We start from the raw sequence: 17,196 nt of genomic DNA on the forward strand, positions 1-17,196 counted from the left end.
TCGGGGTCCATCGACGCAGACAGCGCCCCCGGGATATCCCGGGGGCGCTGTCGTAGCGAGCAGAGGTTGTTACGGGCTGACGATCGCCGCAGCCATGACGCGGATCGAGCTGACGAGCCCGTCGATCAGGTTGCCGTCGCGGAACGGCCCGATCGCTGCCGTGATGCCGAGCTGGGCGACGCGGTCCGTCGCGCGGTCGGACACGCGCCGGCCGGTCCGGATCTCGATGGCCTTGTTGTCGGGGTCGACTGCGACGAGCACCGATCGGATGGCGTCGGGGGTTCCGGGGAACACCTCGTTCGCTCCGAGTGCGGGGTTGGCGCCGAGGTCTCCGACGAAGACGTTGAAGCGAATCTGCGTTGCACGCGTCGCTTCGGTGAGGGCGTCGTCGAGGGCCACGAGGTCCTGCGTCGCGAACGGCAGGTGCTCGGGGTTCGGCTTTCCGAATTCGTGCACCGCCGAGATGCGGCCGCTCGACGTCAGCGCTGCGCCGTAGGGCAGGTCGCTCTCGTCGACATGAGTGCGTGTCAGTTCACCACTTGCCACTTGCCGAACCTCCGATCGAATCGACTGCGGACGCGTGCGATCCGTGGCCACCGCCGTGCGGGGTCACCTCGTCGGTCGCGCTCCACAGCACAGGGCCACGTGTCCACTTGTCGGTCAACCGGTAGGGCGTGATGTCCAGGCCCGGCTGCTTGGCTGCAACGTAGGACAACGCGCCGATGATCCCGACGATCGCAAGCGGGATCACCCCGAATATCAGCAAGGTCTCGAGAATGCTCACGGGGTGTGACGTTAGTCCATTTTTCCCGGCAGAGCGACGGCGGGTGGCCGTCAGGCTGCGCCTTCACCCAGATAAGCAAGCCACGAGGGATCGAGTTCCTTGGTGCTGGCGAGCAGCCGCCAGTGTGGGCCCTTCGGAGGCACGAGCTGTGCGCGTAACGTCCATCCCAGCTCACTGAGCAATTTGTCCGCTTTGCGGTGATTGCACGGGGCACAGCATGCGACGCAGTTCTCCCACGAATGGCCTCCCCCGCGACTACGGGGTACGACGTGATCGACCGTCTCGGCCTTCCCGCCGCAATACGCACACCGGAAGCGATCGCGATGCATGAGCGCGGCTCGGGTCATCGGAACCCGGGCGCGATACGGAACCCTGACGAACGTCCGGAGACGAATGACGGACGGAACCTGGACCGAGAAATCCGCGGATCGGATGAACGGCCCTTCGGGATCGTCATGAATGACGTCGGCCTTGTCACACACCAGGAGCACGACGGCTCGGCGCATCGGAAGCGCGGTGAGAGGCTCGAACGTGGCGTTGAGAAGCAGAACCCGTCGTTTGACCCAGGCGGGCACGACGTCCTCCGCCATATGGGAATGCCCGGCGGAACCGTCGGGAGGGACTACGTGTAGAGCATTCGCCCCTGATGTCCGTAGCCGCTGGTCTGCGGTCTCGTAGGCATCAGTGGGCGGAAGTTGTCGGTGGTGTTGCTTCTTCTTCATGGGTGGTCTCCCAGAGCAGTCGGCGCCCGCGCATGGCTTGCGCGGAACACGAGGAACAGTGGAACACGAATCCGACCTGCGCGCACACCTCTTTTTGCGGATCGAACGATTGCGGATCGGTGAATTCCGGGCGAACGAGGAGCCGTCGCCGACGCGGGTGGCGAGATCTCGCGCCGTCCGTAGACTCTCCAGGTGTCTCCAATCGATCCGAATCCACGTTCATCCATCACCGCCTTGTCATTGGACTCGCGAGCATTCGAATTGACGGAAACCGGTCGGGACTGGCTGGTGGACAGGCCTTTGCAAATCGCGGGCTACGTAGCTCTCGCGATCGTCCTTCGACTCGTATTGCACAAGCTCATCGACCGCTTCACGCGTCGGAGCTCGAGCGACTCCTCCAAGCCGCCACTGCTGCTTCGCCCGCTGCGTGAGCGTGCGGCGACGTCGCTGCAGGGAACCATCCTGTCCGAACGGCGCAGGCAACGAGCCACGACCATCGGGTCGGTGATGAAGTCCGGCGTGTCCGTCGTGATCCTCACCTGGTTCGTCCTGTCGGTGCTCGACGTCGTCGGAGTGAACGTCGCACCCTTCATCGCCTCCGCGGGCATCGTCGGCGTCGCCCTCGGTTTCGGTGCCCAGAACCTCGTTCGTGACTTCCTGTCGGGCATCTTCATGCTCCTCGAAGACCAGTACGGCGTGGGTGACGTCGTCGACCTCGGCGAAGCGATCGGCACTGTCGAGAGCGTCGGTCTACGCGTGACGACGGTTCGTGACGTCAACGGCACCGTCTGGTACTGCCGAAACGGAGAAGTGCTGCGCGTCGGCAACATGAGCCAGGGCTTCGCCGTCGCCGTTCTCGATCTACCGGTCGCGCACACTGCCAACGTCGACGAGGCGTGCGAGGTCGCGGAGAAGGCAGCACTGGACGTCGTGGAGTCGAACGTCTTCGAAGAAGACCTGCTCGGCGCACCCGAGATGCTGGGTGTCAACGCCGTCAGCGCCGACACCGTGACCATTCGCATCACCGTCAAGACGCGTCCGGGACGTCAGTGGGCCGTGCAGCGCGGAATGCACCGAGAAATCCTCCAGGCGTTCGAGAACGCGGGCGTCCGGGCGCCGTATCCGGAAGGTCGAGCGGGCGGATTCGTCCCCGACCTGTCGAAGTAGCGATACTGGACCCGAATGCACGTCCCACCGAACACGGAGAGAAGCACTGACATGACCGAACCGCAGCAGACGTTCTACGACGCGGTCGGCGGTGCGGACACCTTTCACAAGCTGACCGCCAAGTTCTACGAGGAAGTGGCGAAGGACGAGATCGTTCGCCCGTTGTACCCGGAAGAAGATCTCGGACCCGCCGAACGACGCATGCGAATGTTCCTCGAACAGTATTGGGGCGGGCCGCGCACGTACTCCGACGAGCGCGGCCACCCCCGACTGCGGATGAGGCACTCTCCGTTCCGTATCGGCCCGATGGAGCGCGACGCGTGGCTGCGGTGCATGTACGTCGCGATCGACTCCATCGACCGTTCGGTGCTGGACGACGCACACCGCGCTCAGCTCGTCGATTACATGGACATGGCCGCCAACTCGATGGTGAATTCGCCGATCTGACACCACTCGTGCGGCGCGCCGTCCCTGAGTCGAGTGACCGTGTCCCATTTGGCAGACTTGACAGTCGTGACCGACCCGAACGAACACGCGACCGACACCACATGGTGGAAGAACGCGATCTTCTATCAGATCTATCCTCGTTCGTTCTCCGATTCGAACGGCGACGGTGTAGGTGATCTCGGCGGCGTCCGCGACCGTCTGGGGTACCTCGAGCTGCTGGGTGTCGACGCCATCTGGCTCAGCCCGGTCATGCGCTCCCCGATGGCAGATCACGGGTACGACGTCTCCGACCCTCGCGCGATCGATCCGCTGTTCGGCGACCTGGACGTCATGGATGCGCTGATCGCGGAAGCGCACAGCCGCGACATCAAGGTCACGATGGACCTGGTCCCCAACCACACGAGTGAGCAGCATCCATGGTTCGTGAACGCGCTCGAGTCGGCGCCCGGCAGTCCCGAGCGGGCGCGGTACATCTTCCGAGACGGGTCGGGTCCGGGCGGCTCCCAGCCACCGAACAACTGGCCGTCCATCTTCGGCGGGCCCGCGTGGACTCGCGTCGAGAATCCCGACGGTTCGCCGGGCCAGTGGTACCTGCACATTTTCGCGAAGGAACAGCCGGACCTGAACTGGAACAACCCGGAGGTCGTCGAAGATCTGTCCACGACACTGCGGTTCTGGCTCGATCGCGGCATCGACGGATTCCGCATCGACGTCGCGCACGGAATGGCCAAGCCGGACGAGCTCCTCGACATGAACCTCGAGGGCAACGCGTTGATGCGGAACGACGACGACGATCCTCGGTTCGACAACGACGCGGTCCACGAGATCCACCGCGGCATTCGCAAGGTGATGGACGAGTATCCGGGTACGACGACGATCGGCGAGATCTGGGTGCAGGACAACGTCCGCTTCGGCGACTACATTCGGCCCGACGAACTGCATCTCGGCTTCAATTTCCGTCTGGCCGAGGCGCGTTTCGACGCAGCCGACATTCGCGACGCGGTCACGAATTCCATCGACGCGGTCGATCGGGTCGACGGTACCCCCACCTGGGCGTTGTCCAACCACGACATCGCGCGTGAGGTCACTCGCTACGGCGGTGGCGAGCGCGGCACGAGACGCGCACGGGCGATGATCCTTCTCGAGCTCGCACTGCCTGGAGCCGTGTTCGTCTACAACGGCGCAGAGCTCGGATTGCCGAACGTCGATCTCCCCGACGAGGTTCTGCAGGACCCCGTGTGGGAGCGATCCGGCCACGCCGAGCGCGGACGCGACGGGTGCCGCGTTCCGGTCCCCTGGGAAGGAACCGCACCGCCGTTCGGCTTCAGCACATCCGCCGAGACCTGGCTTCCGATGCCACCGGAGTGGGCGTCGTCGACCGTCGAGGCACAGCTGGAGGACGTCGACTCGATGCTCAGCCTCTACCGCGCGGCGATCGAACTGCGCGGACTGCGTCCCGAATTCACCGGTTCGGAGGTGGACTGGTACGGGAGCCCGTCCGGGTGCATCGCGTTCCGGCGACGAGGCGGGCTCATCTGCGCGTTGAACGCCACGAACGCACCCATCCCGCTGCCTCCGGGCGAGCTGCTGATGTCGAGCGCACCCCTCGTCGACGGTCAGCTCCCAGCCGACGCGGCGGCGTGGCTCGTCTGACGCCAGGCGTTGCAGGCCTGTCGGCCGTCCTCGCCGCGGCTGCCCTGTTCGGGACCACCGGGACCGCCCAGGCGCTCGGCTCCTCCTCGGCCGGCGTCGACCTCGATCCTCTCGCGGTCGGAAGCGCGCGCATCGCTCTCGCGGGCCTCGTGCTGGTGCCGTTGGCGTGGCTGCGCGGCGGCTTCGGAGCAACGTCGTCCGCCGGCGTGCGACGCGTCCTGATCGGCGGCGTCGGGGTCGCCGTCTATCAGGTCGGATTCTTTTCGGGCGTACAGATGGCGGGTGTCGCCGCGGGCACCATGATCGCGCTCGGATCGGGTCCGGCATTCACCGGCGTCCTGCAGTCCCTCGTCGACCGAACCCGACCGGGACCGGTCTGGTTCGCGTCGACGACGCTGGCCGTGGCCGGGATGATGCTCCTCGTCACCGGTTCCGACCCCGACGACGCATCCCACATGGTGTTCGGCGCGCTCGCGGCACTGTCCGCGGGTGTCGGCTACGCGATCTACACGGTCGCCGGGTCGAGGATCATCGCCTCGGGGACGCGACCCGACGCGGCCATGGCGCAGATGTTCGCCGTGGGAGCCGTCGTACTGCTGCCCGTGCTCGTCCTGCGCTGGCCCGGCGGGCTGGATTCGGCGCCTGGGCTCGCGGTGGTGCTGTACCTGGCGCTGATTCCGACGGTCGTGGCTTATCTGCTGTTCGGCATCGGATTGAGCGCGCTGCCGCCCGCCACCGTGGCCACACTCACGTTGGCGGAACCCGTCGTCGCCGCGTTGCTCGGCATCGTCGTCCTCGGAGAATCGCCGACGGTACTCGCCGGGATCGGCATGGCAGTGGTCGCGTCCGCTCTGATCCTGCTGGCCGTCGACGTGCGGCGGCAGTCTCAGCGTTCGACGCTGAGCGACAACTGATTACCGCGTCGGCTGAACACCGACCCGAACCGCGCGTCGAGGCGTAGCCACACCGCGGTCGCGCGCACCCGCACGCGTTCGTCGGACGCGATCCGGGACAGATCGATGTCGGCGGTCACCGGGTCTTGCCCGGTGGCAGGCACGAAGCCCATGGCGGTGAGCGCGAACACGGTGCGCATCGCGATCGACACGTCTCCTGTAGGCCCTTCGACGTGCAGCACGTCCTGGTCCAGGAGCGACACCGGCGGACCGTGGCTGCTGCCGTGTTGTTTCGCCAACGCGGCGCCGCGCTGTGCGAGATCGATCAACACGCGCGCGGGCACGTCGTCGACGTGCTCGAAACCGTGGTCGGGCGGCAGGGCACCACGCCAGGCCGAGTCCATCGAGAACCCCGGGTCGATTTCTCCCGACGTCGCGGACGCCAGCGCGGTGAGCAGGCCGTCGGCACCGGCCGACGTGTCGTCCGGCACGATGGTCCCGTCGACGACCCGAACCGCCAGCGCGTCGAAACCTGTTGTCGCCCAGACCGACAGTCGACCGTCGGCGCGCATCCGTAGCCGAACCACCGCAGCCTCGTCGAGCCGAACGGCCTTTCCGAGAAACGCCGTCAAGTTCTCGCGTTCGACGACGTCCGGCACCGTGAGCCGTCGCTCAAACACGTCGCCAGCTCTCCAGGTAGGCACGCTCGGGTCCGGTCAGCCGCCGCAGGCGTTGCGTGTCGATGTCGAACGCGGCGATCTGCGTCGACGCGACGATCGACGCGGGAGTGTCGAGGGACTTGCCCCTCGCGCGGACCTCGTAGCCGACGACGAAATCGACCGCTCTGACCTTGTCGACCCACATGAACACGTCGAGCGGCCCGTCCTCGTGCCGCAACTGCCCGCGATACTTCACGTGCAGGTCCGCGATGACGGCTCCGTGCCGAAGATTCGCGGTGGGCCTGCCGTCCACCAGCAGCCACGGAATGCGCGCCTCTTCGAGCAACGTCACCATGCGTGCGTGGTTGATGTGTTGGTAGACATCCATGTCCGACCACCGCACCTCGACGGTGGTGTGGAAACCGATGCGTTCGCTCGGCTGCAACTCCTCGGACAGATGGGCGTCGGGCACACTCACTCTCGGGCCGTCCTTTGCTGGTAGTTCTGCTCGAATCCGGTCACGGCACCATACTGCGTACCTGTCGTGCCGCCACCGACAGCGTCGCGAGATCGAGTGTTCCCGAGTCGGCGATCTCACCGAGCGCGGTCCGCGCCCTCGTCAGACGCGACGAATTGGTCGCCTCCCACTCGGCGATCTTCTCGGCAGGGCTCTCGTGCGGTTCACCGCCCAGCAGAACCTCTTTCGTGATCGCGCGCAACGACGAGTACAAGTCGTCGCGAAGGGCCAAGCGCGCCAACGAATGCCAGCGATCGCCTCGCGCCAGACCGGACACCGACGTCAGCAACCAGTTGATGCCGATGTGCGCGTCGAGCGCGAAGTACAGTTCGGCGACCTCTTCGGGCTCGTTCTCGGTGATGTCGGCTACGTCGGCGATGTCCAGCAGGCAGTAGATGTCGAGGAGTCGGTAGACCGGGACCGCCAACTCCCTCGGTGCGCCGCTCTTCACCGATTCCTCGACCCGACCGGCGAGTTCACCGGCCCGGTGGCCGTCGATCCACCGCCCGATCGAATCGCGTAGCCGCGCGACCGTGCCTGCGTACCTGCTGATCTCGGCTCCGACGGCGAGCGGTTGCGGGCGGTTCGCCAACAGCCAGCGTGCCACCCGGTCGAGCACCCGCCGCGACTCGAGCATCAGCTCGTCGGCGGTCGCGGTGGAAATCGGCGCGTTGCGAATGTCCTGCCACAGAGTCTCGAGATCGAAGATTTCGGTGGCCGCGGCATAGGCGCGCACGGCATCCGTGCCGGACGCACCGGCATCCTCGGCGAGGCGGTAGACGAACGTGATACCGCCTCGGTCCACGGTCTCGTTCGTCAACATGGTCGCCACCAATTGCCGCCGCAGAGGGTGCGAGGTGATCTCGCTCGCGTACGGCTCGCGCAGCGGTGCCGGGAAGTACGCGGGCAGCTTCGATGCGAAGACGTCGCTGTCCACGAGTTCGCTTGCGAGCAGATCGCTTTCGAGTGTGAGCTTGACGTGAGCCATGAGCGTCGCGAGCTCGGGAGACGTCAGTCCGCGGCCGTCCTGCTTCCGACGACGGAAGTCTGCTTCGCTCGGCAACGCCTCCAACTCGCGGTCGAGGCCCCGTCGCTCCTCCAGATCTTCGATGACGCGTCGGTGCACGGACAACAGCGCGGGCGCATCGGCCCGCGAGGTACCGAGTAGCTCGTTCTGCATGATGTTGTCCCACAACACGAGTCGGCCGACTTCGTCGGTCATCGACGCGAGCAGCTCATCGCGGTCCTCGCGCGCAAGCTTGCCGTCGGCGATTGCCGATTCGAGCAGGATCTTGATGTTGACCTCGTGGTCCGAACAGTCCACACCGGCCGAGTTGTCGACGGCGTCGGTGTTGATTCGCCCACCCGCCATGTCGTATTCGATGCGGCCGAGCGCGGTGGCGCCGAGGTTTCCTCCCTCGCCGACGACCGTGGCCCGCAGGTCGCGACCGTTGACGCGCACCGCGTCGTTCGACTTGTCCCCCACGTCCGCGTTCGACTCGCTCGACGCCTTGATGTAGGTGCCGATTCCGCCGTTCCACAGCAGGTCCGCAGGCGCGGTGAGGATCGCGCGCATCAGATCGGGCGGCGACAAGGCCGTCGTATCGTCGTCGAGCCCGAGCGCCTCGCGGACGGGCTCACTGATCGGGATCGATTTGACCGTCCGCTCGTACACCCCACCGCCCTCCGAGATCAGCGATTTGTCGTAGTCCGCCCACGACGACCTGGGCAACGCGAACAGCCGCTCGCGCTCGGCGAACGACGCCGCACGGTCGGGATTCGGGTCGAGGAAGATGTGGCGGTGGTCGAACGCGGCGAGCAGTCCGATGTGTCGGCTGAGCAACATGCCGTTCCCGAACACGTCGCCACTCATGTCGCCGACGCCGACGACCGTGAAATCCTGTGTCTGCGTGTCGATCCCGAGCTCACGGAAATGACGTTTGACGCTCTCCCACGCACCCTTGGCGGTGATACCCATGGCCTTGTGGTCGTAGCCGGCCGACCCACCGGACGCGAACGCGTCGCCGAGCCAGAAATCGTATTCGGCCGCAACCTCGTTGGCGAAATCGGAGAACGTCGCGGTTCCCTTGTCGGCGGCGACGACGAGATAGGTGTCGTCGCCGTCGCGACGCACGACCCGGTCGGGTGGCACGACCGCGCCGCTGGCGCGGTCGAGATTGTCGGTCACGTCCAGCAGTCCCGCGACGAACACGCGATAGCATGCCTGGCCCTCGTCGGCGGTCGCCTTGCGATCCGCCGCAGCGTCACCCGACGGCGTGGGCGGCCGCTTCACGACGAACCCGCCTTTCGCGCCCACCGGGACAATGACGGCGTTCTTGACCATCTGCGCCTTGGCCAGCCCGAGTATCTCGGTACGGAAATCCTCGCGGCGATCGGACCACCGCAGCCCTCCTCGCGCCACCTCGCCGAATCGCAGGTGCACACCCTCGACCCGCGGCGAGTAGACGAAGATCTCGAACTTCGGCCGGGGCTTCGGCAGTTCGGCGATCTCCTGCGGATCGAACTTGAGCGACAAGAATTCTCGCGCATCGCCCGCGTCGTCGAGCACGTAGAAATTCGTCCGCAGCGTGGCACGTATCAACTCGAAGATCGACCGAAGAACTCGGTCCGCGTCGAGGCTGATGACCTGGTCGATCAGGGAACGAAGCTCGGTGATCAACTCGTCGGAGCGACGTTGTGCGACATCGGGATCGAACTGCGATTCGAACAGTGCCACCAACAGTCCCGCCGTCCGCGGGTGTGCGAGCAGAACGCCCTCGATGGCGTACTGGCTGTACGGGAAGTTGGCCTGTCGCAGGTACTTCGCGTATGCGCGAAGTATGACCGCTTGACGCCACGTCAGTCCCGCCCGCATGACGAGCTCGTTGAACCGGTCCGCTTCGGCTCGTCCGTGCCACACGGCGCTGAACGCGTCGGTGAAACGAATCTGCACACGGCTTTCGGTCTGGGGATCACCCGCGGTGTGCAGTTCGGCGTCGAGGTCGCCATCGATGGCGCCGGACAGCATCTCGCGCGACGCCGACACACCGAAATCGTATATCCAGCACTGGATTCCATCCGGGCGAACGACCGGGTACGGCCGCTCGTCGTCGACCTCGACGCCGAGACTCTGCAGAATCGGCAGGACCTGACTCAGCGAGACTCCACGCCCACCGATGTACAGGCTGAAACGCCACGATCCCACGTCGGAATCGGCATCCCGATACAGCTGCATGTCGATGCCGCCGTCGGCGAGCGCACCGAGGCGAGCAATATCGGACACCGCCCGCTCGGGACCGAAATCCTGCTTGTACGCCTCCGGCAACGCGTCGGCGTACCGCGTTGCGAGTACAGGGTCCACGGCACCGTCCCGCGTCACTGCCTCGGCGAGGCCGTCTTCCCACGTCCGGATGGTCCGGGTGAGGAGCGATTCGATGTGGGCGATGTTGTCCGGTGACAGGTCGGCGTGGACCGATTCCCCGGAAGCGCGACGCACCGTCACGTGCAGCAGAGCAAGGGCGGATTCGGTGACACGAGCGGTGTAGTCGATGCTGGAGCCGCCGAGTTCACGCAGCAGGCAATCCTGGATCGCCAGACGCACACGCGTCGTGTACCGGTCGCGGGGCAGATAGACGAGCGCGGACACGAATGCACCGTCCGAGTCCTCACGCAGAAACACCTTGACGCGACGACGCCTGCCGATCGCCATGACGGCAGACGCGGTGTCGAAGAGCACGTCCTCACTCGTCGCGAACAGCTCCGAACGCGGCATGGACTGCATCACTTCGAGCATGGCTTGGCCGGAGAACGAGCCGAGATCGTATCCGGCACGGTCGATCACCGACCGCACCCGACGTTCGATCACCGGGATGTCGAGGACGTTCTCGTGCAATGCCGTCACCGTGAAGACGCCGACGAACCGGTGTTCGCCGAGTTCCGGTGTGGCCCTGTCGAACACGGTCACGAAGTACGGGTATACCGCGCGATGCACCGTTGCCGGTCTCGACCCCTGTGTCAGCGTCAGCAACTCGTTTCGACCCGCCTCGGGAGGCAGATCCGATCCGAGCGCGTTGTCCGACCGAAGCACTCCGAGACCGAGCTCGTTCGTCGACGCTTCGCCCGCGCGGTAACGGCGGTATCCGAGCAACGTGTAGTGGCCGTCGGCGAGCCATCGAAGCAGATTCGCCGCGTCGCGGAGCTGACCGCCGTCGGGCCGGCTCTCCCGGTCCGCGAGTTCGTCGAGTGCGCTCGCGACCGAGCTCTGTGCGAGACGCATGTCGTCGGTGTCCTCGACGACCTCACGCACATCGGACAGCACTTCCGCGACAGCCGACTCCAGACTGTCGAGCGTCTCGTCGTCGACAGACGGGCCCAGCTGCAGGTGCATCCACGACTCGCGAATAGTTCCGGAGGGCGCGGTGCCGTTGCCTTGACCGACCGTCAGCAAGTTGCCGTCGTCGTCCCGCGTCACCGACAGAATAGGATGCACGACCTCGAGGACGTCGACACCGAGCCGACCGAGCTGCGACACGACCGATTCGACGAGCAAGGGCATGTCGTCGGTGACGATCTGCAGATAGAAGCCACCGCCGTCCTCGGCGCCGGCATCGGGCCGATTCAACTGCACGACCGCGATCCCGGAGGATCGGTGTGCTGCCGATCGAAGGTGGGCCAGCACCATCTGCCGATTCGACCGGACGACCGTCCCAGTCGAGTCGTCGGTGTCGACGTGCGCGAGATACGCGGCCTCCACCTCCGGCAGTGTGGTCACCAACTTCTCGGGTAGTCCGGTCGGTCGGTCCGTGTCCGTCGTGTCAGCCGAGTTCGGCATCTGTTTCAACCACTCCCTCGAACAGGAATCTCCGGCGACCGCGTCGTCGCCTCACATGACCCTATCGGGGATCGACGTCTCTCACGGGGTACGCGGACTACGTCGAGGTGGCCGGGACGTCGAGCAGGTACTCGGTGAACGCGGCTCTTTCCAAGTCGGTGATCGGCCGAGACGACTGCGACGACAGGTCGAACATCACCATGAGTGCTTCCGCCTCGGCGCACAGCGCGCCCTCGGCGTCCCGGACCAGATGCCGGACGCCGAAGGACGTCGTGCCGATACTCGAAATCGTCACCTCGATCGACAGCGGCCCCGAGTCGTCGAAGAGGGGACGCAGGAAGTCGACGGCCAGCCTGCGCACGACCGTCGTCCCCCTGCTCCCCACTGTCTCCGTCAGGAGTTCGGTGATGAAGTGCGCCCGAGCTTCCTGCAGATATTCGACGAACCGCGTGTTGTTGACGTGCCCGAGTCGATCCGAGTCGCTCCACCGAACCTGCAGTGAATACTCGAATGTCTTCGACAAGAGCGTCAGTCCCTGGTCAGCTTGCGGTGCGTGACGCGGTGCGGACGGGCCGCGTCGGGTCCGAGGCGCTCGATCTTGTTCGCCTCGTAGCCCTCGAAGTTGCCTTCGTACCAGTACCAGGCTGCCTCGTTGTCACCGAAACCACCCTCCCAGGCAAGGATGTGCGTGCACGTCCGGTCCAGGAACCAGCGGTCGTGGGAGATGACCACGGCACAACCCGGGAACTCCTGCAGCGCGTTCTCGAGCGAACCGAGCGTCTCGACGTCGAGGTCGTTGGTCGGCTCGTCGAGCAGGATCAGGTTTCCGCCCTGCTTCAGCGTCATCGCCAGGTTCAGGCGGTTGCGCTCACCACCGGACAGCACGCCCGACGGCTTCTGCTGGTCGTGCCCCTTGAAACCGAACGAACTGATGTAGGCGCGCGACGGGAACTCCTGGTTTCCGACGGTGATGAAGTCGAGGCCGTCGGACACCGTCTCCCATACGGTCTTCTTCGGGTCGATACCCGCACGGTTCTGGTCGACGTAGCTGAGCTTGACCGTCTGACCGACCTTGACCTCGCCGCCGTCCGGCTCCTCGAGCCCGACGATGGTCTTGAACAGCGTGGTCTTACCGACACCGTTGGGGCCGATGACGCCGACGATGCCGTTGCGCGGCAGCGTGAACGACAGGTCCTTGATCAGGACACGGCCGTCGAAGCCCTTGTCGAGGTGCGAGACCTCGACGACCACGTCACCCAGGCGCGGAGGCGCGGGGATCTGGATCTCGTCGAAGTCCAACTTCCTGGTCTTCTCCGCCTCGGCGACCATCTCGTCGTATCGGTCGAGACGAGCCTTGTTCTTCGCCTGCCGAGCCTTCGCACCGGAACGAACCCATGCGAGTTCGTCCTTGAGGCGCTTCTGCAGCTTCTGGTCCTTCTTGCCCGCGACCTCGAGACGTTCGGCTTTCTTCTCGAGGTAGGTCGAGTAGTTGCCCTCGTACGGGTACAGGTGTCCACGGTCGACCTCGGCGATCCACTGTGCGACGTGATCGAGGAAGTACCGGTCGTGGGTGACGGCGAGAATGGCACCCTGGTACGCCGCCAGGTGCTGCTCGAGCCACAGAACGGATTCCGCGTCGAGGTGGTTGGTCGGTTCGTCGAGAAGGAGCAGGTCTGGCTTGCTCAGTAGCAGCTTGCACAGCGCGACACGTCGCTTCTCACCACCGGAGAGGTTGGTGACGGGAGACTCCGGCGGCGGGCAGCGCAGCGCGTCCATCGCCTGCTCGAGCTGGGAGTCGATTTCCCACGCGTCGGCGTGGTCGAGCTTCTCCTGCAGTTCGCCCATCTCTTCCATGAGCTCGTCCGAGTAGTCGGTGGCCATCAGCTCGGCGATCTCGTTGTACCGCTTGAGCTGCACCATCGTGTCGCCGAGGCCGTCTTCGACGTTCTCGCGAACGGTCTTGGCGTCGTCGAGTTCCGGTTCCTGCATCAGGATGCCGACCGAAGCGCCGGGCGCGAGGAACGCCTCGCCGTTGCCGGGCTGATCGATACCGGCCATGATCTTGAGGATGCTTGACTTACCGGCGCCGTTGGGGCCGACGACGCCGATCTTCGCTCCCGGGTAGAAACTCATCGTGACGTCGTCGAGGATGACCTTGTCGCCGTGCGCCTTGCGCACCTTCTTCATGGTGTAGATGAATTCCGCCATGTGCGCCAGCTTATCGGTGGAACGGCCGTCGAACACCATCGACCGTTCTCCGTCGTCGGGAACGGTGCGACGCACCGGACATGCGCTGCGCGACGGCCCCGAGGCGCATGCCCGGACGCATCGGTCAGACTGCCGCGGTGACGGCGTCGTGCGTGTCGGAGAACTCCGTTCCCGGATCGGTCGGATCCTGCTCGTCGTACTCGTCCTCGTCGCCTCGATCCGGCTCGACGGCGTCCTCGGAACCATCCTGCTCGACGAGTTTCGCCGCGGCTCGCCTCCGATCGACCTCGACGACGCAGCGCGAGAGATCGGGCCCGACTGCGCTCGCGGTCATCTCGAGATCCGCGCGTTCGACGCCTTCTCTCGTCGTGTACTCGTTGGTTCGGAGCTGGCCGTAGGCGACCACCGGGTCACCTTTCATCAGCGACGCACCGACGCCCGTGACCAGCCTGCGCCAGCATGTGACCGTCAAGTACAACGTGCCCCCGTCCGTCCACTCCCCTGTGGTGCGGTTCTGCCGCCTGGCATTGCTCGCCATCCGGAAGCTCAGAACCTGCTCCCCGCTCGCGGTCTGTCGCTTGACCGGATGTGTGATGACGGTTCCCACCACCGCGCACTGTGCTTCGTACATCGACTGTCCCCCTTGGAATCGGATTCGCTGGTCTCGGTCGGCATCGCCGGGCCGATGGGAACACTGTGCGGCACGGGTGACGTCGAATCGTGGGTTCGAGCTGGGCGAACGAACAACCCTGGGGATAAAGCGCGCGTTGTGGACGAACGAGGCCGTCTCGGGCTCACCGGCGACGAACGTGTCGGTGTCCGCTGCTACGGAGCGGACGTTTCGACGTACGCTTCTCCGAGCCGTTCGGACGTCACGGTCCCCGCCGTCAGATCCGCCAGGGTCGCGTCGAAGTCCGCGGTATCGGCGACGGCCACGGTCAGCATGGCCGAAGCGCCGTACTCGACGGACACGATTTCCACGTCGCGACGCCTCAGCTCCGATTCGACGCGCCCGGCATCGGTGTGCGGCAGTTCGATGCGCATCAGCGTTCGCCGGTGTCGGTACAGGAACGACGCACCGCCGAGAGCCTCTGCGACCGCTCCCCCGTACGCCCGCGTCAGGCCACCGGTGCCCAGCTTCGTTCCCCCGAAGTACCGCGTCACGACGGCAACGACGTTTGTCAGGTCGTGTCCGCGCAGAACGTCGAGCATCGGAGTGCCCGCGGTTCCGCCCGGTTCACCGTCGTCGCTCGACCTCTCGACTCGGTGCACGTCTCCGTACACGAACGCCGAACAATGATGTCGCGCAGCAGGTTCGGCGCTTCGCCTCGACGCGATCACCGCGCGCGCTTCCGTTTCGGAGGCCGCACGGGCGACGATCGCGATGAACCGCGACTTCTTGATCTCCACTTCGGCACGCACCGCCGACGCCACCGTGCGCACCACGACCACTCCGTTCCTTCTCGCTGTAGAACAGAGAACTCTACGCGGCCTGTTCGTCGTCGAATTCGCGGTCGATCGCGGCATCGGACGTCCGAGCCAGCTCGAAGTAGGGCCCGCGCGCGGCGAGAAGTTCGGCGTGCGTTCCGGATTCGAGTACGCGGCCGTGATCGAGCACGGCGATACGGTCGGCCGTGCGCACGGTCGACAGGCGGTGGGCGATCAGAATCGTGGTGCGTCCCGTCATCAGACTTTCCAATGCGTCTTGCAGCGCACGTTCGGTCGAGTTGTCCAGCGCACTGGTGGCCTCGTCGAGAATCAGGATCGGCGGGTTGCGAAGAACCGTGCGCGCGATGGACAGTCGTTGCTTCTCACCTCCCGAGAAGCGGTAACCCCGTTCGCCGACGACCGTGTCGTACCCGTCGTCCAGGCCCTCGATGAATTCGTGGATCTGCGCGATCCTGGCTGCCTGTTCGATCTCGTCGTCGGTCGCATCGGGCTTCGCGAACCGCAGGTTCTCGCGAATCGTGGCGTGGAACAGGTACGTCTCCTGCGACACCACTCCCACCAGCTCGGCGACCGTCGCAGTGCTCATGTCACGCAGGTCGACGCCGTCGATCGTGATGGCACCGGCGTCGGGATCGTGCAGACGTGCGGTCAGATAGCCGAGCGTCGTCTTCCCGGATCCGGTCGCTCCGACCAGCGCCAGAGTGGAGCCGGCCGGGACGTCCAGGTCGATGTCGACGAGCGTCGGCCGCGTCGCACCGGCGTAGGAGAAGTGGACGTGGTCGAACGCCACGTCGCCTTGAATCTCGTTCTTGTCGAGCACTTTCGGAGTCTGTGGCTCGTCGATGTCGATCGGCAGGTCGAGGTACTCGAAGACGCGACCGAACAGCGCGAGCGAGGACTGTACGTCGACGCCGGTGCTCAGCAGTTGCATGGTCGGACGGAAGAGTTGAGTCTGCAGCGTCGTGAATGCGACGAGCGTGCCGACGCTCAGCGTGCTGCCGTGCCCGATCGTGAGTCCGGCGAACCAGTAGACGAGCGCCGGCATGACCGCGAAGCTGATCTGTATGCTGGCCATCCGCCATTTGCCTGCCATCATCGCCGAGAGTTCGATATCGGCGACCTTGCCGGATCGGTCTGCGAACTGCTCGGTCAACACTGCGCCGGAGCCGGTGGTCTTGCCGAGCAGAATCCCGCTGACCGACAGTGATTCCTCGATCTGCACTGTCAACTCGCTCAACAACTTCTGACGTGTTCCCGAGATCTTTCGACGCTCGTTGCCGATGCGCCGGGCGATGCGCACGAAGACGGGCAGGATCATGAGCGAGAACAGCGCGAGGCGCCAATCCAGCAGGAACAGGGCGACGACCGTGGCCACGACCGTCGTCGCGTTCTGCGCTATCGACGTCGCGGTGTTGGTGACGACCGATTGCATGCCGCCGATGTCGTTGGCGATACGCGACTGCACCTCCCCGGTGCGAGTTCTCGCGAAGAACCCGAGGGACTGCTTCTGCAGATGGCCGTAGACCGCCACGCGGAGGTCGTGCATGAGTTTCTGTCCGACGCCGTTGGACATCCAGGTCTGTGCGACGCCGAGAACATTGGTGACGACTGCGACCGCGATCATGCCTGCTGCGATCAGCGTGACGAGTGTGACGTCGCGATCGGGAATGGCGTGATCGAGCAGTTCGCGGAGCAGTAGCGGCGACGCCAGGGCGACGACTGCGCTGAAGACGATGATTGCGGAGACGACCGCGATGCGGAACCGATAGGGGCGGAATAGGCCGAGGACTCGTCCGACCGGGGCCGTGTCGGATGAGCCGCGATCAGGGGCGGCGGACGTCGAATGTGTTTGTGGGCTTACCAAGT

The 17,196-nt window shown here is 65.4% G+C and carries 15 protein-coding genes; 4 read left to right on the forward strand and 11 right to left on the reverse strand.

What is annotated here, in order from left to right; genetic code table 11:
- Positions 1-69: 69 nt before the first annotated feature.
- The 3 genes from HQ354_RS01985 to HQ354_RS01995 are packed head-to-tail and all read right to left on the reverse strand — an operon-like array spanning position 70 to position 1,506.
- On the reverse strand, positions 70-546 hold the full coding sequence (locus HQ354_RS01985) for a DUF5130 domain-containing protein (protein WP_068423784.1): 477 nt from the start codon (positions 544-546) through the stop codon (positions 70-72).
- Positions 533-784: a hypothetical protein gene (locus HQ354_RS01990; protein ID WP_068423786.1), complete on the reverse strand. Its 252-nt coding sequence runs from the start codon at positions 782-784 to the stop codon at positions 533-535. The genes HQ354_RS01985 and HQ354_RS01990 overlap by 14 nt, the downstream gene beginning before the upstream one ends.
- Positions 785-834: 50 nt before the next feature.
- On the reverse strand, positions 835-1,506 hold the full coding sequence (locus HQ354_RS01995; RefSeq protein ID WP_174551382.1) for an HNH endonuclease: 672 nt from the start codon (positions 1,504-1,506) through the stop codon (positions 835-837).
- Positions 1,507-1,698: 192 nt separating this feature from the next.
- On the opposite strand from HQ354_RS01995, the gene HQ354_RS02000 reads away from it, so the two are divergent.
- From HQ354_RS02000 to HQ354_RS02015, 4 genes are all read left to right on the forward strand, one after another.
- Complete coding sequence (locus HQ354_RS02000) at positions 1,699-2,673, forward strand: mechanosensitive ion channel family protein (RefSeq protein ID WP_068423789.1); 975 nt, start codon at positions 1,699-1,701, stop codon at positions 2,671-2,673.
- A 51-nt stretch (positions 2,674-2,724) separates the two neighbouring features.
- Positions 2,725-3,120 (forward strand): globin, encoded by a 396-nt coding sequence (locus HQ354_RS02005; RefSeq protein WP_068423791.1) that lies wholly within the window; start codon positions 2,725-2,727, stop codon positions 3,118-3,120.
- Positions 3,121-3,186: 66 nt separating this feature from the next.
- Positions 3,187-4,773 (forward strand): glycoside hydrolase family 13 protein, encoded by a 1,587-nt coding sequence (locus HQ354_RS02010; protein ID WP_068423793.1) that lies wholly within the window; start codon positions 3,187-3,189, stop codon positions 4,771-4,773.
- Positions 4,761-5,687, forward strand: coding sequence for a DMT family transporter (locus HQ354_RS02015; RefSeq protein ID WP_068423797.1), 927 nt, complete (start codon positions 4,761-4,763; stop codon positions 5,685-5,687). The genes HQ354_RS02010 and HQ354_RS02015 overlap by 13 nt, the downstream gene beginning before the upstream one ends.
- On the opposite strand, the gene HQ354_RS25445 is transcribed toward HQ354_RS02015, so the two are convergent.
- The 8 genes from HQ354_RS25445 to HQ354_RS02060 all read right to left on the reverse strand — a co-directional run bounded on the left by HQ354_RS25445 (position 5,660) and on the right by HQ354_RS02060 (position 17,086).
- A complete protein-coding gene (locus tag HQ354_RS25445; protein WP_308115179.1) occupies positions 5,660-6,346 on the reverse strand; it encodes a hypothetical protein in 687 nt (228 codons plus the stop codon). The two genes, HQ354_RS02015 and HQ354_RS25445, sit on opposite strands and share 28 nt — an antisense overlap.
- Entirely contained in the window at positions 6,339-6,803 is a 465-nt protein-coding gene (locus HQ354_RS02030) for a thioesterase family protein (protein ID WP_068423806.1), read from the reverse strand. Before HQ354_RS02030 ends, HQ354_RS25445 begins: the two co-directional genes overlap by 8 nt.
- A gap of 40 nt (positions 6,804-6,843) precedes the next feature.
- Positions 6,844-11,673 carry an NAD-glutamate dehydrogenase gene (locus HQ354_RS02035; protein WP_068423808.1) on the reverse strand — a complete coding sequence of 1,610 codons (4,830 nt, stop codon included), beginning with the start codon at positions 11,671-11,673 and terminating at the stop codon, positions 6,844-6,846.
- Positions 11,674-11,770: 97 nt separating this feature from the next.
- On the reverse strand, positions 11,771-12,196 hold the full coding sequence (locus tag HQ354_RS02040) for a thioesterase family protein (protein ID WP_084423646.1): 426 nt from the start codon (positions 12,194-12,196) through the stop codon (positions 11,771-11,773).
- Positions 12,197-12,201: 5 nt separating this feature from the next.
- A complete protein-coding gene (gene ettA / locus HQ354_RS02045; RefSeq protein ID WP_068423855.1) occupies positions 12,202-13,881 on the reverse strand; it encodes an energy-dependent translational throttle protein EttA in 1,680 nt (559 codons plus the stop codon).
- Between the two features lie 124 nt (positions 13,882-14,005).
- Complete coding sequence (ssb, locus tag HQ354_RS02050; protein WP_068423812.1) at positions 14,006-14,512, reverse strand: single-stranded DNA-binding protein; 507 nt, start codon at positions 14,510-14,512, stop codon at positions 14,006-14,008.
- 194 nt (positions 14,513-14,706) lie between these two features.
- Positions 14,707-15,327 carry a YigZ family protein gene (locus HQ354_RS02055; RefSeq protein WP_308115178.1) on the reverse strand — a complete coding sequence of 207 codons (621 nt, stop codon included), beginning with the start codon at positions 15,325-15,327 and terminating at the stop codon, positions 14,707-14,709.
- Positions 15,328-15,364: 37 nt separating this feature from the next.
- Positions 15,365-17,086: an ABC transporter ATP-binding protein gene (locus tag HQ354_RS02060; RefSeq protein WP_374107334.1), complete on the reverse strand. Its 1,722-nt coding sequence runs from the start codon at positions 17,084-17,086 to the stop codon at positions 15,365-15,367.
- Positions 17,087-17,196 lie beyond the last annotated feature (110 nt).

The sequence above is a fragment of the Rhodococcus sp. BP-261 genome, from assembly GCF_019835205.1.
Taxonomy (GTDB): Bacteria; Actinomycetota; Actinomycetes; order Mycobacteriales; family Mycobacteriaceae; genus Rhodococcoides; species Rhodococcoides kyotonensis_B.

Excerpts from the sequence above, each read along its gene's own strand:
- HQ354_RS01995 (WP_174551382.1), bottom strand. The coding sequence starts at position 1,506 with ATGAAGAAGAAGCAACACCACCGACAACTTCCGCCCACTGATGCCTAC.
- HQ354_RS02005 (WP_068423791.1), top strand. The coding sequence starts at position 2,725 with ATGACCGAACCGCAGCAGACGTTCTACGACGCGGTCGGCGGTGCGGAC.
- HQ354_RS02035 (WP_068423808.1), bottom strand. The coding sequence starts at position 11,673 with ATGCCGAACTCGGCTGACACGACGGACACGGACCGACCGACCGGACTA.
- ettA (WP_068423855.1), bottom strand. The coding sequence starts at position 13,881 with ATGGCGGAATTCATCTACACCATGAAGAAGGTGCGCAAGGCGCACGGC.
- ssb (WP_068423812.1), bottom strand. The coding sequence starts at position 14,512 with ATGTACGAAGCACAGTGCGCGGTGGTGGGAACCGTCATCACACATCCG.